Origin of the sequence: Nocardioides humilatus, from assembly GCF_008373755.1 — a bacterium.
Taxonomy (GTDB): Bacteria; Actinomycetota; Actinomycetes; order Propionibacteriales; family Nocardioidaceae; genus Nocardioides; species Nocardioides humilatus.
In genome coordinates this window covers 25,565-50,021 of record NZ_VUJV01000001.1, presented here as the reverse complement: position 1 = coordinate 50,021, position 24,457 = coordinate 25,565, and the positions used below count along the sequence as shown (strand labels likewise).

Here is a 24,457-nt window from a genome sequence, read left to right as displayed (position 1 = left end):
AGGTTACTGCATCGGCTCTACTGTCATTGGCTATGGCGACGATGACTCATGACGCAGTGGTGGCGGTCCCGCCCCGCTCGGCGTCGGGGATCACCATCGCCCTCCTGTCGGCGATGTCGTTCGCGCTCTCCGGCGCGCTGGTCTCCCCGCTGCTCGACGCCGGGTGGAGCGCCGGTGCGGTGGTGCTGGTCCGGATCGGGGTGGGTGCGGCCGTCGTACTGCCCTTCGGCGTGGCCGCTCTCCGGGGCAACTGGGCACTCCTCGGGCGCAACCTCGGCCTCGTGACGATGTACGGCGTGCTGGCCGTCGCCGGCGCGCAGTTCTGCTACTTCTCCGCCGTCCAGTACCTCGAGGTCGGCCCCGCGCTCCTCATCGAATACACCGCGCCCGCCGGCGTCGTCGTGTGGCTGTGGGTCCGCCACCACCAGCGTCCCGGGCGGCTCACGATCGCGGGCGCCGCCGTCGCAGGCGTCGGCCTCCTCCTCGTGCTCGACGTCTTCGCCGGCATCGGTCTGCACGCGGGCGGTGTCGCCTGGGCGCTCGCCGCCATGGTCGGCGCCGCGAGCTACTTCGTCATCTCTGCCGATGACACCACCGGTCTCCCGCCGATCACCCTTGCCGCAGGCGGCCTGGTCGTGGGTGGGGTCCTGCTCGGCGTGCTCGGGCTCCTCGGGGTACTGCCGCTGCGCGCGGTCCGCGCTTCGGTCGACTACGCCGGTGTCGAGGTCGACTGGTGGGTGCCCCTGGTCCTCCTCGGTCTGGTCACCGCGTCGTTCGCCTATGTCGCCGGCATCGCGGCCGCGCGCTTGCTCGGCTCCCGCCTGGCCTCCTTCGTCGCCCTCTCCGAGGTCGTCGCCGGTGTCCTGTGGGCGTGGCTGCTGCTCGGCCAGCTGCCCGGCCCGCTGCAGGCGATCGGCGGACTGCTGGTGCTCGCCGGCGTGGTCGGTGTGAAGCTCGGCGAGAAATCCACCCCCGAGGTGCAACAGATCCCCCTCTGACCGCGTCAGTCGTGCGTGGATGTGGGAGTGACCGAGCTCGCGACGCCTGCTGAGGCGGGCTTCGACGCCTGGGTCGAGGCACGGATCGCCGCGCTGCTCCGGTTCGCCTACCTGGTCACGGGCTCGCAGGTCGCCGCCGAGGATGCCGTGCAGTCGGCGCTGGTGAGCGCGTGCGAGAAGTGGGCGCGCGTCAGCCGGCGCGACGACCCCGACGCCTACGTGCGTCGGATGGTCGTCAACGCCCACATCTCGTCGTGGCGACGGTCCGGTCGGCGGGAGTCGCCGGTCGCCGAGGTGCGGTCGACGGCGGGCGGTGACCCGGCCGCGGCCGTGGTCCAGCACGACGCCGTCTGGCGGATGTGCTCGGCGCTCCCGACCCAACAGCGGGCGGCGGTGGTGCTGCGGTTCTACGAGGACCTCGACTATCCCGAGATCGCGACGATCCTCGGCGTCGCCGAGGCGACGGTCCGCTCCCACGTCCACCGAGCACTGGCGGCACTGCGCCGCGAGCTCGAGGCCGATGATCGAGGAGGTGCGTGATGGACGATCGGGATGTCGAGCAGACGTTGCGAGCAGGGCTCGCCGCTCACGCGGACGGCACCGACCTGTCCGCGCCGGTGGCTGCGCGGGCCCGGGAGTCGGTCGCCCACCGTCGTCGCGCCCGGTGGAGCATCGGTGCGGCTGCGGCCGCTGTCGTGCTGGTCGTCGGCGTCGTCGTCCTCGCTACCCGCGGCGGGTCCGACGACGCCTTGGAGCCACCGGCGATCGCCGACTCCGGTACGACGAGCGCCGACCCTGCGCCGCCGGCCGCCGGATGGCGGACGGAGTACTGGAGCGGAGTCGCGGTCGACGTACCTGCCAACTGGAGCTACGGCGGCGCTCCCACCTCCTACGACGCACTGATCGTGTGCGCGCCCGGCGGTCCGCCGGGCTACGTCGGGCGGCCGATCACGCTCACCGACGTGTGCACCTACCTGCGCAGCGGCTGGCAGCCCACCGCGCCGTACGTCTGGCTGGGCGGCAACGTCGAGCCCGGCACCTACGAGTGGGACAACGGCTACGTGCAGGAGACGATCGAGGTGGCCGGCACGACAGTGACGGTCGGGTCGGACGACGCGGGTCTGCGGGAGCAGGTCCTGGCGACCGCGCGCCAGCAGCAGCTCTGTGAGCCGACCCTGGACGAGGTCCCTTCTGGTCATCTCAGCCTGACGCGCGAGGGCCTGGGCGACCCTGCTCCGAGCGTCCTGTGTGCCTACCGTCGAATCCAGGAGGCGGGCGGTCCGTTCGAACTGGCCTACGCCCGCGAGATCGACGGCACCGTCTTGGCGGACACGGTCGAATCTGCCTACCGCATCTCCGCCTCGACCGGCGACGGTTGTGTGGTCGACGAGTTCGTCGTGCTGTCCGGAAGCTTCGATGATCTCTACGGCAGCGGGCGCCAACAGCACCGCGTCGTCCTGGCTCCCACCTGTCACTACGTCGACCTGGGAGGAGCGCTGGTGAGGATGTCGCCCGAGCGTGGTAGTCCGTGGGTGGACCCGGGCGTGCGCAGCACGCTCTTCTACTTCATCGGCCCGCAGGGCTGATCAGGGGCAGAGGTAGAGCCACACCTGGTAGCCGCGGTCGCGGTGGAGGTGCTGCGGCAGGCAGCCCAGGGTGCGCAGGGCAGGTGCGTCGGGGACCTCGCGCGTGCCGATCACGACGATCCGGCGCCCGGCGACGTCGTAGGGCGCCAGCGTCCGCGGGTCGCGTGTCTTGTCGAAGAACGGGTCGGGGGCGGGGTGGCGGACCGCGGAGAGGTCCTCGGCCTCCAGGAACGGCCGCGGGTAGGCGTAAGCGACCGTCCGGGCCGCCGGTGCCGTGAAGAGGACGGCGTCGGGGTGGGCGAGGCCCGCGCTCGTGGCCACGGCGCGCAGGTCGTGGGGCCGCGCGTCGTCGGCGCGCTGCGCGACCAGCAGGGGTACGGCGACGACGAAGCCTGCGAGCGCCACACCGAGGGCGACGGGGCGACCCAGTCGGGCCGCGCCGAGGGTCGCCAGGAGAGCGATCGCCGGGGCGGCGAACCCGATGTAGCGCGTGTGGACCAGTCCGGCGTCGGTGACGGCGGACAGCAGTCCGGCGCAGATCGGGAGAAACGCCCACACGCCGAGCAGCAGGACCGGCCACCGGCCTTCCTCCCGGCCGAGGTCGACCAGGCCGATGACGGCGAGGACGATCAGGCACAGCGCGAGAGGGAGACGCAGGTCGCCCACCGAGTCGGGGTAACTGCCGGCCAGGACCTTCTCGAGGACGATGGACCAGGAGTAGCGCAGGTCGTCGAGCCACGCGACCTGGTCGCGCTGACGCCAGGCGAGCCACGCGAGGGGAGCCACCCCGGCAGCCGCGGCGCCCGCACAGGCGAGCCAGGTGCGCCGCAGGTCGGGACGGCAGATCGCGATCGTGATCCCGTGCCCAACGATCAGCAGCACGAGGTAGAGGTGCCACCAGCACGCGAGGAGTGCCACGGCACCGTAGACCTGCCAGGAGCGGCGGGTGTCGCGCTCCTCGGCCACGTCGAGGGCGAGGGTCGCGAAGATGGCCAGGGCTGCGGCCCAGGCGTAACCGCGTGCCTCGACTGAGGTCCAGGTCAGGCCGGGGAGCATCCCGACCACCAGGCCGGCGGCTACCGCGACCTTGAGGGAGCGGTAGCGCGCGACGAACAGGACCGTGGCGGCGGCGGCGACGCCCAGACCGAGCGCGCTGAAGGCCCGCAGTGCGACGATCGAGTCGCCCGCGACCACGCTCCAGATGCGCAGCACGAGGTAGTACAACCCGTGCACGGCGTCGATGTTGCCGAGCACCTCGAAGGTCTCACCGAGGGGACGACGCACCATCGAGCGGGTGATCGCCTCGTCGGTCCACGTCGTCGGTCCACCGGCGCCGATCAGCCCGATCGCGGCGGTCAGCGAGCCGACCAGTGCAGCCGCGGTCGGGCGCGGGTTCAGCGCAGGTCCTGCTGCTTGATGACGACCTCGCGGATGATCAGCAGCACCGCGGCCGCTGCGGGGATCGCGAGCAGCGCGCCGACCACGCCGAGCAGGGCGGTGCCGACCAGGGCAGCGATCACGATCACCGCGCCGGGGAGGTCGACGGTGCGACCCATCACGCGCGGGTAGATCACGTAGTTCTCGACCTGCTGGTAGATCACGTAGAAGATCACCGCCGCGACGCCGCTCTTCACGTCGGTGGCGAAGGCGATGGCGCAGACGATGACAGCGCCCAGCGTGGCGCCGATCATCGGGATGACGTCGAGGACGGCCACGACGAAGGCCAGCGCGACGGCGTATTCACGGATCTCGGTGAACTGCAGGAAGATCAGCGAGCTGATGCCGGCGCACATTGCCACGACGAAGGCGCCGGAGACGTAGCCGCCGATGTTGTGGATGACCTTGTCGCCGAGCTTCTCCACCCGATCGCGTCGCGAGGCCGGAGCGAGCCGGTAGATCGCGTGGGTGGTGGTCTTGAGCGACGCGAGGAAGTAGAGCGTCAGCACGACGATGATGAAGGCGTTGAAGAGCGCCGAGATGATCTTGAGGCCGAAGCCCAGCGCGCCGCCGAAGAGCGTCGCGATGAAGTCGCCGTCGGTGATGAAAGCCTTGGCCTTGTCGACGATCTCGTACTCGTCGTTGAGGTCTTGGACGTTCTGGTTCTTCTCCAGCTCGTCGAGCCAGATGGGCGCGTTGTCGGTCAGCGCCTGGATCTGGTCGGCGATGACGGGCACGATCGCGACGATGAAGAGGGCGACCGTGCCGAGCGCCGCGCTGATCACGAACGCGCATGCCCAGGACCGGCGCACTCCGCGACGCTCGAGGAACTCGACCGACGGGTTGAGCCCGGCCGCCAGGAAGAACGAGACGACGACCAGCATCAGCACCGAGCCGATGCCGATCAGCGCCTGGAACAGCCAGTAGGCCAGCAGCAGGCCGAGACCACCGACGAAGCCGATGTAGAACGGCGACTTCTTGTCGAAGGGCGCGCCCGGCTCGCCGTACGGAAGAGGCAGAGGTACGGCGGCGGCCCCGTCGATCGGTGCCTGCTCCTCGGTCGGGGCGACCGTGGAGGGGCCGGCCGCGGACGCGCCACCCTGCGGGGCGGCCGCCCGCCGCCGGCCGAAGCTCAACTCTTGTCCTCGGACTCGTCTCCGCCGAAGCCGGCCACGAGCTCGGCGAGCGAGGACAGCTGCGCGGTGATCGAGTCACGGCGCTTGCTGACCCGCTCGAGCTCGGCGCGGGTGGCGGCCAGCTGGCGCTGCAGCTCGGCGTCGCCACTGGCGGTGATCGCGTCGGCCTGGGTGCGGGCGGAGGCGACGATCTGCTCGGCCTCGCGACGGGCGCGGCTGAGCAGGGCCTCGGACTCCGACTGCGCGGCGCCCCGGTTCTCGGCCGCCTGCTTGCCGGCCTCGGCTGCGCGCTGCTCGGCGGCGGCCGCACGCTGCTCGGCCTCCTCGACGAGGCGCCGGGTCTCCGACACCGCGGTGTTGTGGTGGTCGGTGGCCTCGCGGGCGAGGCGCTCCTTCTCCACGGCCAGGGTGCGGCGGGCCTCCTGGACCTCACGGTCGGCGGCTGCGCGGGCCTGCTCGACCTCGCGCTGCACGGCGTTGCGCTGCTCGCTGGCCTCCTGCTGGGCCGCGAGCCGGAGTTGGTCGGCCTCGCGCTTGGCGCTGGCGAGCTCGTCGGTGGCGGTGCTGCGCGCCAGGGCGAGCTCCTGCTCGGCGTTCTCGAGGAGGCGCGTGCGGTTCTCCTCGAGCTCGCGCAACTGGACGGCACGCATGTCCTGCGCCTCGCGCGCGGCTTCGGCGCGGACGGCCTTGGCGTCGCGGGTCGCCTGGTCGCGGATCTCGGCGGCGTCGCGCTCGGCGGCCCCGCGGATGTCGTCGGCCTCCTCCTCGGCCAGCCGCAGCATGGCGCTCGCGCGGCCGCCCAGGCCGGCGTAGGAGGGGTTGTCGCTCTCGGCGAGCTCGGCCTTCGCCGTCTTCAGCTCGGCCTCGAGCTCGAGGACCCGGTGCTCGGACTCGGTCAGGCTGGCCCCCAGCGCAGCCTTCTCGCTCGAGAGCTGTCGGATCTGCGCGTCGACCGCCGCCGTGTCATAGCCGCCGCGTCGGACGAGCGGCAGTGCTGCCGACTGCGGCACCGGTGCTCGGGTCGGCGCGGGCCGCGCGGGTGCGGGCTGCGTCGGCTCGGCGGGCTGGGCCGGCTGGGCGGGGGCGGACGCGGTCACGGGCATCACCTGGGTCGTCTCTGTGTCGGTTTGGTGGGACTTCGACTCTGCGTCCGCTGACTCGCGGCCGGGCTCGTCGTCGAAGATCGACAGACCTTGGTCGCTCATGCTGGGGAAGCTCCAATGGGGGTCGGGTTCAGCGAGGTCTCGTCCATGATCCCTGATGGGATGGCGATAACCCACCCCCGACCCACGCATTTCGCCCGGTGCTGTGGGAGTTTCCGCCCACAACGCCTGCTAGTGCGGCGTTTCCGGCGTCGGCTGCGGCGTCGGCTCGGGCAGGCCGAGCGCGATCTCCAGGTCGTGGAGGAGCGCCGCGGCGCTGGCGTAGCGCCGGCTCGGGTCGCGGGTCACGGCGAGCCGCAGGACCCGGTTGACGGCCAGCGTGAGGGGCTCGCGCCCGGGCAGCTGGGGCACCCGTTGGGAGACCTGCGCGCGACGCAGGTCCTCGAGGGTCGCGCCGCTGAAGGGCGGTGCGCCGGTCGCGGCCGCCCACAGCAGGCTGCCGAGGGCGTAGACGTCGCCGGTCGGTGTCGGGCCGGCCGCAGCCTCGGGCGGGGCGTACGCCGGGTCGGGCGGCGCCGTGGTGAGCCGCGCCCCCTCCGGCCCCAGCAGTACGCCGGCCGGACCGATCGCGCCGTGTGCTCCACCGGGCGGCGGAGAGCTCACCAGCGAGCGGGCGAGGGACGCGACCAGCTCGGTGGACTCCCGGAGGGTCAACCGTGCGGTGAGCAGTCGATCGGCGAGCGTCGTGACGGTCGCGACCGGTGCCACGGGCGGAGCGGACGGCGGAGGCGGTGGCGGGGGCGGAGCCTGGGTCGAGGGTGGCGGCGGTGGGGGCGGTAGCCCGGGACCGGCCGGCGCCAGCACCGCGCCCTCGCGGAACCCGTGCTTCTCCCACCAGCGCCGCATCGGCCCGGGCGCCCACCAGTTGAGGCGGCCGAGGAGGGCCATCGTGGCGGGCACCATCAGCGCCCGGACGATGGTGGCGTCGACGATCAGCGCGACGACCATCCCGACGCCGAGCATCTTCATCAAGACGATGTCGCCCGTCGCGAAGGCTCCGATGACGACGCCGAGCAGCAGCGCGGCGCTGGTGATGATCCGGCCCGTCGACTGCACGCCGCTGGCGACCGCGCCCTCGTGGTCGCCGGTCGCGTCCCACCGCTCGCGTACCCGGGAGAGCAGGAAGACCTCGTAGTCCATCGAGAGCCCGAAGATGATGGCGAGCATCAGGATCGGGTTGGTGGCCTCCAAGAAGCCGGGCGAGGTGAAGCCGAGCAGGCTCGAGAGGTGGCCGTCGTTGAAGATCCACGTCACCACCCCGAAGGACGCGGTGATCGAGAAGGCGTTCATCACGACGGCCTTGATCGGCAGCACCAGCGACCCGAAGGCCACGAACAGCAGTACGAGCATGACCAGCAGCACGATCCCGCCCATCAGCGGGAGGTGCCCGTGGACGGACGCGACCAGGTCGACCGTGTCGGCGGTCAGGCCGCCGACCAGCGCCGAGCCGGTCGACGGTTCGATGTCGCGCAGGTCCGCGACGATGTCCTGGGAATCCTCCGACTGGCTGTTGCCGGTCCACAGCATCCGCACCAGCGCAGCGTTGCCGTCCTCCTCGAGCACGAACGCGGTGACGCCGTCGACGCCCTCGGCGTCGGCGACGTAACGGTCGACCGTCTCCCGGTCGACGTCCTCCAGCACCGCCGTGGCCAGCGACGTCTCGGGCCCGAACTCGAGGAGCTTCTCCGCGGCGATCCGGGAGGGCGCGTCCTCGGGCAGGATCCGGTGGTCGATGCCACCCCACTTCGCGCCCAGGAACGGTGAGGCGATCGCCAGCAGGACGACGGCGCAGACGGCGAGCACGGCGACGGGGTGGCGCATCACGGCACGCGCGAGCCTCGCCCACCGACCGTCGTCGCCGGCGGGCTCGGGCATGTCCCAGCTCTTGCGCCACGGCAGCCGGCCCTTGTCGATCCGCCGGCCGAGGAGCACGAGGATGGCCGGCAGCACCGTGATCGCGGCGAGCATCGCGATCAGCACGGCGGCGATGCCGCCGTACCCCATGCTCCGCAAGAAGATCTGTGGGTAGACGAGCAGGCTGGACATCGAGGCCGCGACGACCAGCCCGGAGAACATCACGGTGCGCCCTGCCGTGGCGAGCGTGCGTGCGACGGCGGTGCGGGACGAGGCCGGGTCGTCGGGCGGGAGCAGCGCGAGCTCCTCGCGGAAGCGGCTCACGATGAAGAGCGAGTAGTCGACGGCGAGGCCGATGCCGAGCAGCGAGATGACGTTGATCGAGAACATCGACACGTCGGTGAAGAGCGTCAGAACGCGCATCATGGCGATCGACACGAGCAGCGCCACGATGCCGAGGAGAGCGGGCATCGCCGATGCCGTGAGGCTGCCGAAGATCAGCAGCGCGAGCAGCACCACGAGGGGGAGCGAGATCAGCTCCGCCTGCTTGAGGTCCTCTTCGGTGATGACGTTGACGTCGGCGTGCGCCGGATACAGGCCCGCGAGGTCGGTCTCGAGCCCGGTCGCGTTCAGCAGCGGCGCGATCTCGTCATAGTTGATGAGTCGCTCGTTGAGGGTGTCGCCGGCCAGCGAGATGTGGACCTGGATGGCGTGCCGGTCCGGCGAGGTGATCCAGGTGTCGGGCGGGGCGTCGACGGCCGGCACGGTGCGCACGACCTCGGGCTGGTCCTGGAGGCGGAGGACGACCTCCTCGACGGCGATCTGGAAGTCCGCGTCATCGACGTCGAGCGCGTCGCTGGAGTAGATCGCGACGACGTCGGGCTGGTGGTTGCCGAACAGCGTCTGCTCCGCCTCGACAGCGCGGTAGCCCTCGGCGTCGGGATCCTCGAAACCGCCTCGGCCGAGGTCGTCCATGACGCCGGCGCCGTAGACCGCAGCCCCGAAAACGAGGACGACCGCTGCAGCCAGGATCAGTCGAGCATGTCGCCCGACGATCCCGGCCCAGCGGTCGATCACAGCCGCAATCTAGCGGCGCGTCACCTCAGATGCCGCGGAACAGGTTGATCTTGTCGATGTGCTGCTCGCGGAGCTCGGCGTTCTTCACGCCGAGGCCCTCCTCGGGCGAGAGGCACAGGACGCCGACCTTGCCCTGGTGCTTGTTGTGGTGCACGTCGAGCGCGGCCTGGCCGGTGTCCTCGAGCTTGTAGGTGCGCGAGAGGGTCGGGTGGATCTTGGCCTGCGCGATGAGGCGGTTGGCCTCCCACGACTCGCGGTAGTTGGCGAAGTGGCTGGAGATGATCTTCTTGAGGTTCATCCACAGGTAGCGGTTGTCGTACTCGTGCATGAAGCCGGTCGTCGACGCGCAGGTCGTGATGGTGCCGCCCTTGCGGGTGACGTAGACCGAGGCGCCGAAGGTCTCGCGGCCCGGGTGCTCGAAGACGATGTCGATGTCCTCGCCGCCGGTGAGCTCGCGGATGGCCTTGCCGAAGCGCTGCCACTCCTTCGGGTTCTGCTTGGTGCCCTCCTCGTTCCAGAACTGCGGAGCGAGCTCGGAGCGGTTGATCACCATCTCGGCGCCCATGTTGCGCACGATCTGGGCCTTCTCCTCGTTGGAGACCACGCAGATCGGGTTGGCGCCACCGTTGAGGGCGTACTGCGTCGCGAAGCCGCCGAGGCCGCCCGACGCACCCCAGATGAGGACGTTGTCGCCCTGCTTCATGTTGCCGCCGTTGGCGGACACGAGCTGGCGGTAGGCGGTGCAGTTGACCAGGCCGGGGGAGGCGGCCTCTTCCCAGGTGAGGTGCTCCGGCTTCGGCATCAGCTGGTTGGCCTTGACCATCGCGACGTCGGCGAGACCGCCGAAGTTGGTCTCGAAGCCCCAGATGCGCTGCGAGGGGTCCATCATCGTGTCGTTGTGACCGTCGGGGGCCTCGAGCTCGACCGAGAGGCAGTGCGCGACGACGCGGTCGCCGGCCTTCCACTTGGTCACGCCCGGGCCGACGGCCAGGACGACGCCGGACAGGTCCGAGCCGACGATGTGGTAGTCGAGGTTGTGGCGCGCACCGAAGGACGACTCGCGGCCGTAGCGCTCGAGGAAGCCGAAGGTCGAGACCGGCTCGAAGATCGAGGTCCACACGGTGTTGTAGTTGATCGCGGACGCCATGACGGCCACGAACGCCTCGCCGGGGCCGAGCTCGGGGAGCGGGACCTCGTCGACGTGGAGCGACTTGCGGGGGTCCTTGTCCTTCGAGGCGATGCCTTCGAACATGTCGACCTCGTCCTTGTGCACCGTCACGGCGCGGTAGGACTGGGGAAGCTCGAGGTTCGCGAAGTCCTCGGCGGAGGTGTCGTCCGCCTGGATGGCGTCGAGGATGTGCTGCACGGTCGTTGTCTCCCTGGCTGCAATCGGAAAATGGGCACGGCCGCCGGGAAGATTACCCATGAGTAACCGTCCGGTGGTGAGTTCGTGACGGGCGTCTCACGCCTTGTGTGCGCCACGATAGGGGGGTGACGTTGCAGGAAGGTCGCCGGTCCGCTGGTCCCGAGATTGACATCAACGCCGACGTGGGGGAGTCATTCGGCCGCTGGCGGCTCGGTGACGACGCGGCACTCGTGCCCCACCTGACCAGCGCCAACGTCGCCTGTGGCTTCCATGCCGGTGATCCCCGAACGCTGCTCGAGACCTGTTCGCTCGCGACGACGCACGGGGTCACGATCGGCGCCCAGGTCGGCTACCGCGACCTCGCCGGTTTCGGACGGCGCTTCGTCGACATCGATCCTGCCGACCTCCACGCCGATGTTCGCTACCAGGTCGGCGCCCTGCGCGCGCTCGCTGCGCCGAGCACGGTGCGCTACCTCAAGCCGCACGGCGCGCTCTACCACGCGGTCAACCGGGTCGAGGCGCAGGCGCGGGCGGTCGTCGACGCTGCCGTCGACCTGGACCGACTGCCGGTGCTCGGCCTCCCCGGATCGCTCTTCTTGGAGATCGCCACCTCCGAGGGGCTGCCCGTCGTGGGGGAGGGCTTCGCCGACCGGCGTTACCGCGACGACGGGTCGCTCGTGCCGCGCAGCGAGCCCGACGCCGTACTCCAGGATCCGGAGGAGGCCGCCGAGCAGGCCCTTCGCCTCGCTCGGGAGGGCGTCGTGCAGTCGCTCTGCGTGCACGGCGACACCCCCGGTGCTCCCGCGATCGCCGCGAAGGTCCACGGTGCCCTGAACGCCGCCGGCTTCACGGTGCGCTCCTTCGCATGAACGTCCTGCCCTACGGCGACCGCGCGCTGCTCCTGGAGCTGCCGGACACCGCCGCGGTCGTCGCCTGCGTCGATGCCCTCGCGGTCGCGCCCGACCTGGCCGACCTCGTCGACGACCTCGTCCCCGGCGCCCGCACGGTCCTGGTCCGAGCGTGCCCCGGAATCGACCTCGCTGCGCTCCGGACTCGCGTTGCCCCTGAACTTTCGGCCCTTGAAATGCGAGAAAAGGGACCGAAAGTTCAGGTGCAACGCGAGTCCGAGCACCCCGAGATCCAGATCCCGGTCCAGTACGACGGCCCGGACCTCTCCCACGTCGGCGAGCTGACGGGACTCGGCGAAGCCGGGGTGGTCGCGGCGCACACGGCGAGCCCGTGGCGGGTGGCGTTCGGGGGGTTCGCGCCCGGGTTCGGCTACCTGGTGGGCGGCGACCCGCGGCTGGTGGTGCCGCGCCGCGACAGCCCACGCACCCGGGTCCCCGCCGGAGCGGTCGGGCTGGCGGGGGAGTTCAGCGGGGTCTACCCGCGCGAGTCGCCGGGCGGCTGGCAGCTGATCGGGCGCACCGATGCGCGGATGTGGGACCTCGACCGCGATCCGCCCGCCCTGCTGACGCCGGGCGCCCGGGTGCGCTTCGTGGTCGCATGAGTGCGCTGCACGTCATCGGCACCGGCGGCCCCTGCCTCGTCCAGGACGCGGGGCGACCGGGGCTGGCCGCGATCGGGGTGGGTCGATCGGGCGCGGCCGACCGGTCGTCGTACGACCTGGGCAACCGGCTGGTCGGCAACCGTCCCGGTGCGGCTGCTGTGGAGGTGACCCTCGGCGGTCTCGAGGTGGAGGCTCGCGACGGCACCGTGTGGGTGGCCGTCACCGGCGCACCGGTGCCGGTCGAGGTCGCCGGTCGACGCGAGGCCACCGGAGCCGTCCTCGCGCTCCGTCCGGGGGAGCGGCTCCGCCTCGGCATCCCCGCCAACGGGCTCCGCTCCTACCTCGCTGTCCGCGGCGGTCTCGACCTCGCGCCGATCCTCGGTTCTCGCTCGCGCGACACCTTGGCCGCCCTCGGGCCCGCGCCGCTCGCGGCCGGCGACCGCCTGCCCGTCGGCGATCACCCGGGAGACGAGATCCGCGTCGACGCGGTCCCCGCGCGTGCCTACGACGACAGGCCCCTCCTCCGCCTGGTGCGCGGTCCGCGCGACGCCTGGGTGCGCGACGCCGACGTGCTGGTGCGGACCACCTGGACGATCGCGCCTGCGTCGGACCGGGTCGGCGTCCGCCTCACCGGGGCACGGCTCGACCTCACCGACCCAGCCCGCCAGCTCCCGAGCGAGGGAGCCGTCCGCGGCGCGATCCAGGTCCCGCCGACCGGGGAGCCGGTCGTCTTCGGGCCCGACCACCCGGTGACGGGTGGCTATCCCGTCGTCGCGGTCGTCGTCGACAACGACACCGACCGCCTCGCCCAGCTCAGGCCGGGGGAGACGGTCGGGTTCGTGTGGGCCTGACGGCCCTGCGGATCAGTGGTGCGCGTCGGCTCCACCTTGAGCGGGCTCGACGAGCTCGACCAGGACACCGCCGGCGTCCTTGGGGTGGATGAAGTTGACCCGGCTGTTGGACGTGCCGCGCTTCGGGACGTCGTAGAGCAGACGCAGGCCGCGCTCGCGCAGCGTCGCGCAGGCAGCGTCGATGTCGGCCACGCGGTAGGCGAGCTGCTGCAGGCCAGGGCCGCTGCGGTCGAGGAACTTGCCGATGGTGCTGTCCGGGGAGAGCGGCGCGAGCAGCTGGATGCAGGAGTCGGTGTCGCCGACGCGCACCATCGCCTCCCGCACGCCCTGCTCCTCGTTGGTCTCCTCGTGCGCGACCGTCATGCCGTAGGTCTCGGTGTAGAACGTGATCGCCTCGTCGAGGTCGGGCACCGCGATGCCGACGTGGTCGATGGCGGTGAAGAGGTGCTGGACGTCGCTCAAGCTCATGGCGACATTGTGCCGAGAGCGCGCTGTGACACGTCACTCACCCCGCGGAGGGTGAGACCGTCGCCACCTCTAACTACCCGCGAGTAGAGTCGTCAGGGCTCATCCACGTCTTCACCGGAGGAAGAATGTCCGACAACCCCAGCGTCATCGTCGCCGGCGCCCGCACCCCCATCGGTCGCCTTCAGGGAGGCCTCGCGTCGCTGTCCGCGGCCGACCTCGGCGCCGTCGCCATCAAGGGCGCTCTCGAGAAGGCCGGGGTCTCTGGTGACCAGGTCGACTACGTCATCATGGGCCAGGTCATCCTGGCCGGCGCGGGCCAGAACCCCGCCCGCCTCGCAGCTGTCGGCGGCGGCATCCCGATGAACGTGCCGACGATGACGATCAACAAGGTCTGCCTCTCGGGCCTCAACGCGATCGCCCTGGCCGACCAGCTGGTCCGCGCCGGCGAGGTCGACATCGTGGTCGCCGGTGGCATGGAGTCGATGACCCAGGCCCCGCACCTGCTCCCCAACTCGCGCGCCGGCTTCAAGTACGGCGACACCACGCTCGTCGACTCGATGGCCTACGACGCCCTCTACGACCAGTTCACCAAGCAGGCGATGATCAACCTGACCGACGCCTGCAACGCGGCGAAGGACAACTTCACCCGCGAGGAGCAGGACGCGTTCGCTGCGGCCTCGCACCAGAAGGCAGCCGCCGCGCAGAAGAACGGCGTCTTCGACGGCGAGATCGTCCCCGTCACCATCTCCTCGCGCCGCGGCGACGTGGTCGTCAGCGAGGACGAGGGTGTCCGTGGCGACACCACCGTCGACTCGCTGTCGGGCCTGCGTCCGGTCGCCAAGGACGGCACCATCACCGCCGGTTCGGCCTCGCAGATCTCCGACGGCGCCGCCGCGGTGGTCGTCATGAGCAAGAAGAAGGCCGACGAGCTCGGTCTCTCCTACATCGCTGAGATCGGTGCGCACGGCATGGTCGCCGGCCCCGACTCCTCGCTGCAGCTCCAGCCCGCGGCCGCGACCGCGAAGGCGCTGGAGAAGGAGGGCATCACCGCCGCCGACCTCGACCTGGTCGAGTTCAACGAGGCCTTCGCCGCTGTCGGCATCGCCTCGGCGCGCGAGCTGGGCCTCTCCGACGACATCGTCAACGTCAACGGCGGCGCGATCGCGCTCGGTCACCCGGTCGGTATGTCGGGCGCCCGCGTGGTCCTCCACCTCGCTCTCGAGCTCCAGCGTCGCGGTGGCGGCGTCGGCGCGGCCGCTCTCTGCGGTGGCGGCGGCCAGGGTGACGCCCTGATCGTGCGTGTCCCGAAGAGCTGAAGCACCTGAGGCGCTGATCGCTCGGGCCCGCGAAGGCGAGGCCCGAGCGATCGGCCGTCTCATCTCCCTGGTCGAGGACGGTTCCCCCGTCCTCCGGGAGGTCATGGCCGGTCTGACCCCTTACGTCGGCAACGCCCACGTCGTGGGGCTGACCGGCTCGCCGGGCGTCGGCAAGTCCACGTCGACGAGTGCACTCGTCACCGAGCTGCGCGGCCGCGACCTCCGGGTCGGCGTGCTCGCGGTCGATCCGTCCTCGCCGTTCTCCGGCGGTGCCCTGCTGGGTGACCGGATCCGGATGTCGGAGCACGCGACCGACCCCGGCGTCTTCATCCGGTCGATGGGTGCGCGCGGACACCTCGGCGGTGTCTCCCGAGCGACGCCCCAGGCCCTGCGCGTGCTCGACGCGGCCGGGCTCGACGTGATCCTGGTCGAGACGGTCGGGGTGGGCCAGAGCGAGGTCGAGATCGCGCGCCTGGCCGACACGACCGTCGTACTCCTGGCACCCGGAATGGGCGACGGCATCCAGGCCTTCAAGGCCGGCATCCTCGAGATCGGCGACGTCTTCGTCATCAACAAGGCCGATCGCGACGGCGCCGACAGCGTGCGGCGCGACCTGCGCGCGATGATCTCGCTCGGCGATCGTCCGGAGGGCGCCTGGCGCCCGCCGGTGCTCAAGACCGTGGCCACGACCGGCGAGGGCGCCTCCGAGGTGGTCGACGCCGTCGACCAGCACCGGGCCTGGGCCGCGGAGACCGGTGAGCTCGAGCGACGCCGCGTGCGGCGCGCTCGCGACGAGATCGAGGCGATCGCGCTCACCGCGCTGCGTGAGCGCTGGGGCTCGGTCGGCGAGGGGGCCGTGATCGACCGGCTCGCCGAGGCCGTCGCGTCCGGCAGCAGCGACTCCTACGCCGCCGCGGATCAGCTGCTCGCGGACTGAAAGGATGGGTCTCGTGAGAGACGTCGTCATCCTCGGCTCGACCGGTTCGATCGGCACCCAGGCGCTCGACCTGGTGCGCGCCAACCCCGACCGGTTCCGCGTCGTCGGCCTCACCGCCGGCGGCAGCAACAAAGAGCTGTTCGAGCACCAGGTCGCCGAGTTCGCACCGCGCTACTCCGGTCTCGGCGAGGAGGCGAGCGTCGAGGCGGCCGCTGAGGAGTGCGACGTCGTCCTCAACGGCATCACCGGCGCCGTCGGACTGCGCCCCACGCTCGCCGCACTCGAGGCGGGTCGCACCCTCGCGCTCGCCAACAAGGAGTCGCTGATCATCGGCGGACCGCTGGTCAAGGAGCGGGCCCGGCCCGGCCAGATCGTCCCGGTCGACAGCGAGCACAGCGCGATCGCGCAGAGCCTGCGCGGCGGCTCCGCCGCAGAGGTACGACGACTGGTGCTCACCGCGAGTGGCGGACCCTTCCGGGGTCGGACGCGCGACGAGCTCGCCGACGTGACGCCGGCGCAGGCGCTCGCGCACCCCAACTTCGCCATGGGCCGGGTCATCACCACCAACTCGGCGACCCTGGTCAACAAGGGCCTCGAGGTGATCGAGGCGCACCTGCTCTTCGACGTGCCGTTCGACCGCATCGACGTGGTCGTCCACCCGCAGCAGCTGATCCACTCGATGGTCGAGTTCACCGACGGCGCTGTCGTGGCGCAGATCGGTCTCCCGACCATGCTGGTCCCGATCGCGCTCGGCATGGCTTGGCCCGACCGGGTGCCCGATGCGGAGACCCCGGTCGACTGGACCAAGGCCGCCGACTGGCGCTTCGAGCCGCTCGACGACACCGCCTTCCCGGCCGTGGTGCTGGCCCGCGAGGCGGGCACCCGGGGCAGCACGGCGCCAGCCGTCTACAACGCCGCCAACGAGGTCTGTGTCGACGCCTTCCACGAAGGCCGGTTGCCCTTCACCGGGATCGTCGACGTGGTCGGCACCGTCCTTGCGGCCCACGACGTACCCTCGGGGGAGCAGCCCTCGCTCGACGACGTCCTCGCCGCCGACAGCTGGGCCCGCGAGACCGCAGCCCAGACGATCACACAGACGATCGCCCAGATCGCAACGAAGCGAGGCACCTGACCACCGTGGACGCCCTGCAGTACACCATCGGCTTCCTGATCTTCTTCGTCGGGATCCTCATCTCGATCGGTCTCCACGAAGTCGGTCACATGGTCCCTGCCAAGAAGTTCGGCGGGAAGGTGACGCAGTACTTCATCGGCTTCGGCCCGACGGTCCGTAGCTGGCAGGTCGGCGAGACCGAATACGGCGTCAAGGCGATCCCGCTCGGCGGCTACGTCAAGATCGTCGGGATGCTCCCGCCGGGGGCCGAGGACCTCGCCGACGACGTCTCGATCGGCGCCGACGGCCAGCAGGTCACCCGGATCCGCAAGTCCAACACGGGGATGTTCACCCAGCTGATCTCGGATGCCCGCGCGGCCGAGTGGGAGCTGGTCGGCCCGGAGGACTCCGAGCGGCTCTTCTACAAGATGGCCTGGTGGAAGAAGGTCGTGGTCATGGCCGGCGGTCCGTCGGTCAACATCCTCATCGCCTTCTTCCTTTTCTGGGCTCTGTTCGCGATCCACGGCAACGACAACGACGAGTTGGTCACCACGACGCTCGACGAGGTCCAGGCCTGCATCGTCCCGCCCGATGAGGCCGGCCGCGTCTGCACCGCCGACGAGATCAAGAACCAGCCGACACCGGCCTTCAAGGCCGGGCTGAAGGTCGGTGACCGGATCGTCTCCTTCAACGGGGTCGACGCCACCAGCTGGACCCAGGTCCAGCAGCTTATCCGCGACAACGGCAACCGGCGGGCCACGATCGTCGTCGAGCGCGACGGTGACCTGAAGACCATCACGACCAAGACGACGGTGACTCCGCGGATCATCGACGAGGACGCCGATCCCGAGCCCGTCGGTTTCCTGGGCGTCCGTCCCAGCACCGAACCCGCCACGGGCGGCCCGATCTACACGGTCCAGCAGATGGGCGGCATGACCGTCGACGTGCTGCACGCGCTGGTGACGCTGCCGGCGAAGGTGCTCGACGTCGGCAAGGCCATCGTCGGTCTGCAGGACCGTGACCCGCAGGGTCCGGTCAGCATCGTCGGTGGCGGTCGGCTCGCCGGGGAGGTCGCCTCCCACGACGGCACCACCGTCGGCGAGAAGGTCGTCTTCTTCACCGTGCTGCTCGCCGGCTTCAACCTCTTCATCGGGATGTTCAACTTCATCCCGCTGCTGCCGCTCGACGGCGGCCACATCGCGAGCGCGCTGTGGGAAGCGGTGCGCCGCGGCCTGGCCCGGGTGCGGGGCCGACCCGACCCCGGCTACGTCGATGCCGCCAAGCTGCTGCCGGTCGCCTACGTGGTCGCGTCGGCGTTGCTGGTCATGGGCGTCGTGCTGATCGTGGGCGACCTGGTGGTGCCCGTGCACCTCGAATCCTGATGACAACCCCTGCGCGACTAACCTTGACGTCATGACGTCGATCAGCCTCGGCATGCCCGAAGCGCCCCCGCCGGTGCTCGCTCCCCGCCGCCAGACCCGCCAGATCAACGTGGGCAAGGTGGGCGTCGGTAGCGACCACCCGATCTCGGTGCAGTCGATGACGACCACGCTGACCGCCGACGTCAACACCACGCTCCAGCAGATCGCCGAGCTCACCGCCGCCGGCTGCGACATCGTGCGGGTCGCCTGCCCCAGCCAGGACGACGCCGAAGCGCTGGCGGAGATCGCCCAGCACAGCCAGATCCCGGTGATCGCCGACATCCACTTCCAGCCGAAGTACGTCTTCGCCGCGATCGACGCTGGCTGCGCCGCGGTCCGGGTCAACCCGGGCAACATCAAGAAGTTCGACGACCAGATCAAGGAGATCGCGAGGGCGGCCCAGGATCGTGGCACGTCGATCCGGATCGGCGTCAACGCCGGCTCGCTCGACAAGCGGCTGCTGGAGAAGTACGGCAAGGCCACGCCCGAGGCGCTCGTCGAGTCGGCCGTCTGGGAAGCCAGCCTCTTCGAGGAGCACGGCTTCCGCGACTTCAAGATCTCGGTCAAGCACAACGACCCCGTCGTGATGGTGCGCGCCTACGAGCTGCTCGCCGAGCAGGGCGACTGGCCGCTGCACCTCGGGGTGACCGAGGCGGGCCCGGCCTTCCAGGGCACGATCAAGTCGGCCACGGCCTTCGGTGCCCTGCTGAGCAAGGGCATCGGCGACACCATCCGCGTCTCGCTGTCGGCCCCTCCCGTCGAGGAGGTCAAGGTCGGCATCCAGATCCTGCAGTCCCTCAACCTGCGCCCGCGCAAGCTCGAGATCGTCTCGTGCCCGTCCTGTGGCCGCGCCCAGGTCGACGTCTACACGCTCGCCGAGCGGGTGACCGCCGGTCTGGAGGGCATGGAGGTGCCGCTGCGCGTCGCCGTCATGGGCTGCGTCGTCAACGGACCGGGGGAGGCGCGCGAGGCCGACCTCGGCGTCGCCTCCGGCAACGGCAAGGGCCAGATCTTCGTGAAGGGCGAGGTCATCAAGACCGTGCCCGAGTCGGAGATCGTCGAGACCCTGATCGAGGAGGCCCTGCGCCTCGCCGAGTCGATGGAGCCGGTCGAGGGAGCCTCGGCGGAGGTCAGCGTCAGCTGACGCCCCACATGGCGGCGACGTGGCGCACGTCGGTGCCGCAGCAGCCGCCGATGACCTCGATGTTGGGGAAGGCGTCGAGCAACGGCGCCTGATCCGCCGCGAGCTGCACGGGGTCGCCGTCGTCGAGGACCTCCATCTCGTCGAGCTCGGCATGGCTCATCGTCGAGGCGTTGACCCGGAGGCCACCGACCCGCTGCTGCCAGGCGCCGCCGTCGAGCGCTGCGGTGATGTGCGTTGGGTGGGCGCAGTTGACCAGGAAGTACGTCGGCGCGGCCGCTGCATCAACGGCGTCGACCGCCGCGGCGAGCGTGCTGCCGTCGGGCAGCCGACCATCGGTCTCGACGGTGAAGCCGATGACCGCGGGCAACCCTGCGGTGGCCGCCGCCTGCGCGAAACCGACCGCCTCGCCGACGTCGGTCATCGTGAGCACGGTCGCGCGCGATGCCCCGGCGGCCGCGAAGGAGGACAGCTGGGGCAGGTGGTAGTCGGCGGCCTCGGCCGGGTCGACGCCTCCGGCCGAGAGGTAGCCGTCGCCGCGCGGCCCCGTGATGCCGCCGACCTGCCAGCTCACGAGCTCGGCGGTCCGCTCCTGCGCGATCGCCGCGAGGAAGTCCACCGCTGCCCGGTTGACGCGGTCCAGAGCAGCGGTGTCATAGCCCAGCCCGGTCGCGTGGTCGGCGTTGGCCCGCCAGGTCGGCGTCTCGAGCAGCAGGGGCACCTGCGCCCGGACAGCCAGGTCGACGTACTCGATGAAGTACGCGCGGAGCGCGGCCCGGCCCTCGTCGGTGTCGAGCAGGGGGAAGGCGGCGAACTCGGGGAGGTCCACCCCGCGGTTGAAGATCAGGTCGGTCTCGATGCCGCCGTCGGTGAGCATGCGCTGGAGCACGGGAGGTCCCCTCGAAAAGAACAGTCCGTCCGGACCGCTAGGAGGTTCCTAGCAGACCGGACGGACCGGTGTCCCCGGTTGGCGTCAGGCCTAGCGCCAGGCCTTGACGTAGTCCACGAGGTAGTCGGCGGGGAACGGCGTCGCGGCCGTGACCTTGTTGACGCCCGACAGCTTCCCGACGGCCATGTTGAGGATCATCCCGAACGGCTGGTCGAACGGCGCCGGCGCCACCAGGGTGCCGTCGGAGCTGGGCAGTCGCGTGAAACAGACCGATCCGTCGATCGAGAAGGTCAGCCCGGTGGCTTGCCAGTCGAGCGTGTAGGTGTGGAAGGCCTCGAGGTCGGTGATCCGGCAGTTCCACCCGGAGTCTGCCTTCGAGTCGCGGATCATGTAGTGCAGCGACGGCATGACGAGCGACGGGTCCACCGACCACCACTCGGCGACGTCGATCTCGCCCGACAGCGGCCATGCGCCGTAGCGGCGCACCACCGGCAGCATCCAGAAGCCACCGTGGATGCCGGAGACCCGGGTGCTCGGGAGCTTCGCCCGCACCTCGAACCGACCGAAGGCCTGTCCGAACTTGCCCTTGGTGCCGATCATCCCGCCGGTGTAGCGGGTCCAGAAGTCCCCGAACGCGTTCTGGCAGTTGAACTTCGCGCCCTCGTCGCGGGCGGTCAGCGTGAGCAGGCCGTCGCCGACACGGACGTTCTTGTCGCTCGCGGTGTAGCAGGTCTGGTCGGTCCGGAAGCCGGTCTTCTGCGTCTCCTGGACGATCCACTTGGTGGTGTCCAGCGTGGTGCCGTTGAAGTCGTCGACGAAGGAGCACGCCCACGGGCTCCCGTCGGACTTGGTCGTGACGACGCCGCAGGCGTCGTAGGTCGCGTCCTCGGCCGACGCGCTGGTGTGCCCCGCGAAGGTCTGCAGGGGCAGCAGCCCCGTGACCGTGACGAGCGCGCCACCGATGAACAGGCGTCGCAGACGCCGCACTGAACCAAGCATGGTGAAAATCCCCCCGGGACCTGACGGCCCGTAACCGTGGCTGAGCCACGTTCCCCCCGTGCGAGCACGAGGCCCGCTTACCGATCTAAACGGTAGGCGTTCGGGTCATCGCCAGCATCCCGAGATCGTGTTCAGGTCAGTAGTCCTGAATGACTACGGCGTCGGCGCGACCGCCGGGGTGGCTTCAGCGCCAGGCCTTGGCGTAGTCGACGACGAGGGCCGAGGGGAAGGTCGTCCGCCAGCTCACCTTGTTGGATCCCGCGGCCGGGCCGACCCCCATGTTGAGGATCATGCTGAACGGGTGGTCGAAGGGCTGGGGCGCCACCTGCGGGTAGTCCGGGGTCCACGAGCGCTGGAAGCACCAGGCGCCGTCGATGGCGACGCGCATCGTCGCGCGCGCCCACTCCAAGGTGTAGGTGTGATAGCTGCCGGGGTCGTCGACCCGGCAGTCCCAGCCGGAGTCGGCCGAGGGGTCGCGGCCGACGTAGTGGAGCGTCGGTAGCACCAAGGTCGCGTCGACCGACCACCACTCGGCGATGTCGATCTCCCCGGAGGCCGGCCACGGGCCGTAGACGAGGTCGTTGGGGTGCATCCAGAAACCGCCGTGCAGGCCGGCGACGACGGTGGCCGGGAACTTCGCCCGGATCTCGAACCGGCCGTAGGTCTGCGCGAACCTGCTGCGGGTGCCGACCATGCCGCCCGTGTAGCGCGTCCGGAAGCGACCGTTCGAGGCGGCGCAGTCGAAAGACCGGACCTTGCGGGCGACCAGGCGCAGGTCGCCGCCCTCCACGCTGATGTTGTCCGATGACGGGGTGAAGCAGGTCTTCCCCATCCTGAACCCGGACTGCCGGGTGTCCTGGACGATCCACTTGTCCGCGTCGAGCTCGGTCCCGGTGAACTGGTCCACGAACGAGCACGACCAGCGGTTGTTGTCGGGCTTGAGGATCACCGCGCCGCACTCGTCGGTGTCGATCTTCGCGCCGGTGCGCGCCGGTGCCGAGGCCTCAGACGAGGGCAGCACGGCCGGCACGGTGGCGAGTCCGCCGAGGAGTGCCACGCCTGCGAGCGCGCGCAGCAACAGCCGAGAAGACGTCAACATCCAGGATCCCCCTCAAGGGCCACGAGAACAGGTTCTGGTTTCGCGGAACGGACCGTAGCGGTAACCCGGGGGAGTCCGTCAGAGGGGGTCGGAGGCCGAGATCATGCGGGGATCAGCCCGCGATCACTTCCATGCCTTGACGTAGTCGACGACGTAGGGCGCAGGGAAGTCGGTGTGCCGCGTCGCGGTGCTCGCCGAGACGCCCATGTTGAGGATCATCCGGAACGGATGGTCGAAGGGCTGGGGCTGCCGCAACGGACTGTCGGGGTCCCAGGACCGGGAGAAGCAGGGGACGCCGTCGATCGAGAACTCGATCAGCTTGCGACGCCAGACCACCGTGTAGGTGTGGAAGGCGCTCACGTCCTCGACCCGGCAGTCCCAGCCGGAGTCGACGTCGGGGTCGCGGCCGTCGAAGTGCAGCGAGGGGATCACGAGCGTGGGGTCCGAGGACCACCACTCGGCGACGTCGATCTCGCCGGACGACGGCCACCGACCGTAGGTGTCGTCGCGGGGATACATCCAGAAGCCGCCGTGGACGCCTGCGTCCTGGGTGGCGGGGAACTTCCCGCGCACCTCGAACCGCCCATAGGTCTGGGTGTAGCGGTCGCGGACCCCGATCATGCCGCCGGTGTAGCGCGTGCGCAGCAGGGCGGCCCCGAAGTGGCAGTTGACCATGCGGCCCTTGCGAGCGGTGAGGACGAGGGTCCCGTCACTCAGCGCCAGGTTGTCCGGGGAGTCGGTGTAGCAGGTGCGCTCGGTGCGGAACCCGGTCTGCGTCGTGCGCTGCGTCATCCACCGCTCGCTGTCGAGAGTGGTGCCGCTGAAGTTGTCGACGAACGTGCACTCCCACGTGCGGCCGCTGGGCTTGACGATCAACGGACCGCATCGGTCGCGCTCATCTCCGGCTCGGTGAGCGATCCTGGGGGACGGCGGCTCGGAAGCCGGTGCGGTCGCGGGCGCCACGAGCGCGGCGATCCCGACCAGCACAGCGACGACCATCAGGCGGCGCGCAGCCGCAGCAGACCTCCCCAACACGCCCTCCCGCGTGACCCCGACCCTCCCAGGTCGCGCGGCCGTGTCGAGGGCCGCGAGGACAAATGCTACCGATCGGTAAAGGTCACTGCCAAGCTTTGACGTAATCGACCGTGAAGGCCGCCGGGAGCGGAGTCGCGGGGGAGACGGCATTGGTGCCAGTCGCCGTCCCGACTCCCATGTTGAGGATCAGGCTGAACGGCTTGTCGAACGGCTGCGGCGCAACCTGGGGCGCCGTCGGGAGCCACCGGCGCACGAAACAGATCTGCCCGTCGATCAGGAATCGGATCACCGACTCGAACCACTCGGCGGCGTAGGTGTGGAACTCGGTGACGTCATCGACGCGACAGCCCCACCCGGAGTCGGCGTGCGGGTTGCGGCCGTTGTAGTGCAACGTCGGCAGCACCAGGGTCGGGTCGTTGGACCACCATTCAGCGACGTCGATCTCGCCCGACGCCGGCCACTTGCCGTATGTCATCGCCTCCGGATACATCCAGAAACCACCGTGCAGGCCCGGCTGCGATGCCGGGGGGAACTTCGCGCGCACCTCGAAGCGGCCATAGGTCTGCGAGAAGTGGGTCCGGGTGCCGATGATGCCGCCCGTGTAGCGGGTGCGGAACGCGCCGTAGGGGTTGTCGCAGTTCATCGGGGCACCGACGTCGCGCGCCTCGAGCACCAGCTCGCCGTCGGCGACGGCCACGTTGTCGTCGCCGCGGTAGCAGGTCAGCGCGGACTTGAACCCGGTCCGGCTGGTGTCCTGGGTGATCCACTTCTCGGCGTCGAGGGCCGAGCCGTCGAAGGCATCGACGAACGTGCACTCCCAGGTCTCCCCGGAAGGCTTGGTGAGCAGCGGTCCGCAGGCGTCGGCCGCGGGCGGCGGCGGCGGTTCCTCGTCCTCGGCGCGCAGCACGACAAGCGCTGCGACGACGATCAGGACGAGCACGACCGCAACGGCCACCGCGACAGCCCGGCGTCGGGGGCGGGCTTCCACCGGGGCATCAGGTTCGTCGCTCATGAGTAGCGAAACTCTAGCCGCGAGGATGTCGACCGGACCCCAGGGTCAGGT

Annotated in this window: 23 protein-coding genes; 12 read left to right on the top strand and 11 right to left on the bottom strand. The window is 70.5% G+C overall.

Annotation, left to right across the window (positions count from 1 at the left end):
- Nucleotides 1-32 precede the first annotated feature (32 nt).
- Genes F0U44_RS00225 through F0U44_RS00215 form a run of 3 tightly spaced genes read left to right on the top strand, consistent with a single transcriptional unit; the run spans nt 33 to nt 2,584 of the window.
- Entirely contained in the window at nt 33-998 is a 966-nt protein-coding gene (locus F0U44_RS00225) for an EamA family transporter (RefSeq protein ID WP_246160203.1), read from the top strand.
- A 27-nt stretch (nt 999-1,025) separates the two neighbouring features.
- Entirely contained in the window at nt 1,026-1,538 is a 513-nt protein-coding gene (locus tag F0U44_RS00220; RefSeq protein WP_188113241.1) for a SigE family RNA polymerase sigma factor, read from the top strand.
- Nucleotides 1,538-2,584 (top strand): hypothetical protein, encoded by a 1,047-nt coding sequence (locus F0U44_RS00215; RefSeq protein WP_149726275.1) that lies wholly within the window; start codon nt 1,538-1,540, stop codon nt 2,582-2,584. Before F0U44_RS00220 ends, F0U44_RS00215 begins: the two co-directional genes overlap by 1 nt.
- Here F0U44_RS00215 and F0U44_RS00210 read toward each other — a convergent pair whose 3' ends face one another.
- On the bottom strand, nt 2,585-3,871 hold the full coding sequence (locus tag F0U44_RS00210; protein ID WP_149726274.1) for a glycosyltransferase family 39 protein: 1,287 nt from the start codon (nt 3,869-3,871) through the stop codon (nt 2,585-2,587).
- A gap of 7 nt (nt 3,872-3,878) precedes the next feature.
- Between F0U44_RS00210 and F0U44_RS23660 the strand changes: the two genes are divergently transcribed.
- The gene (locus F0U44_RS23660; RefSeq protein WP_281292611.1) at nt 3,879-4,001 is read left to right on the top strand and encodes a hypothetical protein; all 123 of its coding nucleotides are present in this window, start codon (nt 3,879-3,881) and stop codon (nt 3,999-4,001) included.
- Here the strand turns inward: F0U44_RS23660 and F0U44_RS00205 are convergent.
- From F0U44_RS00205 to ccrA, 4 genes are all read right to left on the bottom strand, one after another.
- Nucleotides 3,979-5,157 carry an AI-2E family transporter gene (locus F0U44_RS00205; RefSeq protein ID WP_149726273.1) on the bottom strand — a complete coding sequence of 393 codons (1,179 nt, stop codon included), beginning with the start codon at nt 5,155-5,157 and terminating at the stop codon, nt 3,979-3,981. The two genes, F0U44_RS23660 and F0U44_RS00205, sit on opposite strands and share 23 nt — an antisense overlap.
- Nucleotides 5,154-6,362, bottom strand: a complete 1,209-nt coding sequence (locus F0U44_RS00200; protein WP_149726272.1) for a coiled-coil domain-containing protein — start codon at nt 6,360-6,362, stop codon at nt 5,154-5,156. Before F0U44_RS00200 ends, F0U44_RS00205 begins: the two co-directional genes overlap by 4 nt.
- A 129-nt stretch (nt 6,363-6,491) precedes the next feature.
- Nucleotides 6,492-9,251 carry an MMPL family transporter gene (locus F0U44_RS00195; protein ID WP_149726271.1) on the bottom strand — a complete coding sequence of 920 codons (2,760 nt, stop codon included), beginning with the start codon at nt 9,249-9,251 and terminating at the stop codon, nt 6,492-6,494.
- A gap of 25 nt (nt 9,252-9,276) precedes the next feature.
- On the bottom strand, nt 9,277-10,617 hold the full coding sequence (ccrA, locus tag F0U44_RS00190) for a crotonyl-CoA carboxylase/reductase (RefSeq protein ID WP_188113240.1): 1,341 nt from the start codon (nt 10,615-10,617) through the stop codon (nt 9,277-9,279).
- Between the two features lie 131 nt (nt 10,618-10,748).
- Between ccrA and F0U44_RS00185 the strand changes: the two genes are divergently transcribed.
- Genes F0U44_RS00185 through F0U44_RS00175 form a run of 3 tightly spaced genes read left to right on the top strand, consistent with a single transcriptional unit; the run spans nt 10,749 to nt 12,978 of the window.
- Nucleotides 10,749-11,486 carry a LamB/YcsF family protein gene (locus F0U44_RS00185; RefSeq protein WP_149727454.1) on the top strand — a complete coding sequence of 246 codons (738 nt, stop codon included), beginning with the start codon at nt 10,749-10,751 and terminating at the stop codon, nt 11,484-11,486.
- Entirely contained in the window at nt 11,483-12,127 is a 645-nt protein-coding gene (locus tag F0U44_RS00180) for a 5-oxoprolinase subunit B family protein (RefSeq protein ID WP_149726269.1), read from the top strand. The genes F0U44_RS00185 and F0U44_RS00180 overlap by 4 nt, the downstream gene beginning before the upstream one ends.
- The gene (locus F0U44_RS00175; protein ID WP_149726268.1) at nt 12,124-12,978 is read left to right on the top strand and encodes a 5-oxoprolinase subunit C family protein; all 855 of its coding nucleotides are present in this window, start codon (nt 12,124-12,126) and stop codon (nt 12,976-12,978) included. Before F0U44_RS00180 ends, F0U44_RS00175 begins: the two co-directional genes overlap by 4 nt.
- 12 nt (nt 12,979-12,990) lie before the next feature.
- Here the strand turns inward: F0U44_RS00175 and mce are convergent, their stop codons facing one another.
- Nucleotides 12,991-13,446, bottom strand: coding sequence for a methylmalonyl-CoA epimerase (gene mce / locus F0U44_RS00170; protein ID WP_149726267.1), 456 nt, complete (start codon nt 13,444-13,446; stop codon nt 12,991-12,993).
- Nucleotides 13,447-13,571: 125 nt separating this feature from the next.
- On the opposite strand from mce, the gene F0U44_RS00165 reads away from it, so the two are divergent.
- The 5 genes from F0U44_RS00165 to ispG are packed head-to-tail and all read left to right on the top strand — an operon-like array spanning nt 13,572 to nt 19,375.
- Nucleotides 13,572-14,762 (top strand): acetyl-CoA C-acetyltransferase, encoded by a 1,191-nt coding sequence (locus F0U44_RS00165; RefSeq protein WP_149726266.1) that lies wholly within the window; start codon nt 13,572-13,574, stop codon nt 14,760-14,762.
- Nucleotides 14,746-15,699: a methylmalonyl Co-A mutase-associated GTPase MeaB gene (meaB, locus tag F0U44_RS00160; RefSeq protein WP_149726265.1), complete on the top strand. Its 954-nt coding sequence runs from the start codon at nt 14,746-14,748 to the stop codon at nt 15,697-15,699. Before F0U44_RS00165 ends, meaB begins: the two co-directional genes overlap by 17 nt.
- Nucleotides 15,700-15,712: 13 nt before the next feature.
- Nucleotides 15,713-16,831: a 1-deoxy-D-xylulose-5-phosphate reductoisomerase gene (gene dxr / locus F0U44_RS00155; protein WP_246160201.1), complete on the top strand. Its 1,119-nt coding sequence runs from the start codon at nt 15,713-15,715 to the stop codon at nt 16,829-16,831.
- Between the two features lie 5 nt (nt 16,832-16,836).
- Nucleotides 16,837-18,192, top strand: a complete 1,356-nt coding sequence (locus F0U44_RS00150; protein WP_149726263.1) for a M50 family metallopeptidase — start codon at nt 16,837-16,839, stop codon at nt 18,190-18,192.
- 31 nt (nt 18,193-18,223) lie between these two features.
- Nucleotides 18,224-19,375 (top strand): flavodoxin-dependent (E)-4-hydroxy-3-methylbut-2-enyl-diphosphate synthase, encoded by a 1,152-nt coding sequence (gene ispG, locus F0U44_RS00145; protein WP_149726262.1) that lies wholly within the window; start codon nt 18,224-18,226, stop codon nt 19,373-19,375.
- Here the strand turns inward: ispG and F0U44_RS00140 are convergent.
- The 5 genes from F0U44_RS00140 to F0U44_RS00120 form a co-directional block, all read right to left on the bottom strand.
- On the bottom strand, nt 19,368-20,261 hold the full coding sequence (locus F0U44_RS00140) for a homocysteine S-methyltransferase family protein (protein ID WP_223163526.1): 894 nt from the start codon (nt 20,259-20,261) through the stop codon (nt 19,368-19,370). The two genes, ispG and F0U44_RS00140, sit on opposite strands and share 8 nt — an antisense overlap.
- Nucleotides 20,262-20,351: 90 nt before the next feature.
- Nucleotides 20,352-21,248 (bottom strand): glycoside hydrolase family 16 protein, encoded by an 897-nt coding sequence (locus F0U44_RS00135; RefSeq protein WP_188113239.1) that lies wholly within the window; start codon nt 21,246-21,248, stop codon nt 20,352-20,354.
- Nucleotides 21,249-21,444: 196 nt separating this feature from the next.
- Nucleotides 21,445-22,359, bottom strand: coding sequence for a glycoside hydrolase family 16 protein (locus tag F0U44_RS00130; RefSeq protein ID WP_149726260.1), 915 nt, complete (start codon nt 22,357-22,359; stop codon nt 21,445-21,447).
- A 123-nt stretch (nt 22,360-22,482) separates the two neighbouring features.
- The gene (locus F0U44_RS00125; protein ID WP_188113238.1) at nt 22,483-23,394 is read right to left on the bottom strand and encodes a glycoside hydrolase family 16 protein; all 912 of its coding nucleotides are present in this window, start codon (nt 23,392-23,394) and stop codon (nt 22,483-22,485) included.
- 82 nt (nt 23,395-23,476) lie between these two features.
- A complete protein-coding gene (locus F0U44_RS00120) occupies nt 23,477-24,406 on the bottom strand; it encodes a glycoside hydrolase family 16 protein (RefSeq protein WP_149726258.1) in 930 nt (309 codons plus the stop codon).
- Nucleotides 24,407-24,457 lie beyond the last annotated feature (51 nt).

Coding starts and splice junctions, on each gene's coding strand:
- F0U44_RS00130 (WP_149726260.1), bottom strand. CDS start 22,359: ATGTTGACGTCTTCTCGGCTGTTGCTGCGCGCGCTCGCAGGCGTGGCA.
- ispG (WP_149726262.1), top strand. CDS start 18,224: ATGACGTCGATCAGCCTCGGCATGCCCGAAGCGCCCCCGCCGGTGCTC.
- F0U44_RS00225 (WP_246160203.1), top strand. CDS start 33: ATGGCGACGATGACTCATGACGCAGTGGTGGCGGTCCCGCCCCGCTCG.
- F0U44_RS00120 (WP_149726258.1), bottom strand. CDS start 24,406: ATGAGCGACGAACCTGATGCCCCGGTGGAAGCCCGCCCCCGACGCCGG.
- mce (WP_149726267.1), bottom strand. CDS start 13,446: ATGAGCTTGAGCGACGTCCAGCACCTCTTCACCGCCATCGACCACGTC.
- F0U44_RS00210 (WP_149726274.1), bottom strand. CDS start 3,871: ATGGTGCGTCGTCCCCTCGGTGAGACCTTCGAGGTGCTCGGCAACATC.
- F0U44_RS00215 (WP_149726275.1), top strand. CDS start 1,538: ATGGACGATCGGGATGTCGAGCAGACGTTGCGAGCAGGGCTCGCCGCT.
- F0U44_RS00200 (WP_149726272.1), bottom strand. CDS start 6,362: ATGAGCGACCAAGGTCTGTCGATCTTCGACGACGAGCCCGGCCGCGAG.
- F0U44_RS00165 (WP_149726266.1), top strand. CDS start 13,572: ATGTCCGACAACCCCAGCGTCATCGTCGCCGGCGCCCGCACCCCCATC.
- F0U44_RS00180 (WP_149726269.1), top strand. CDS start 11,483: ATGAACGTCCTGCCCTACGGCGACCGCGCGCTGCTCCTGGAGCTGCCG.
- F0U44_RS00175 (WP_149726268.1), top strand. CDS start 12,124: ATGAGTGCGCTGCACGTCATCGGCACCGGCGGCCCCTGCCTCGTCCAG.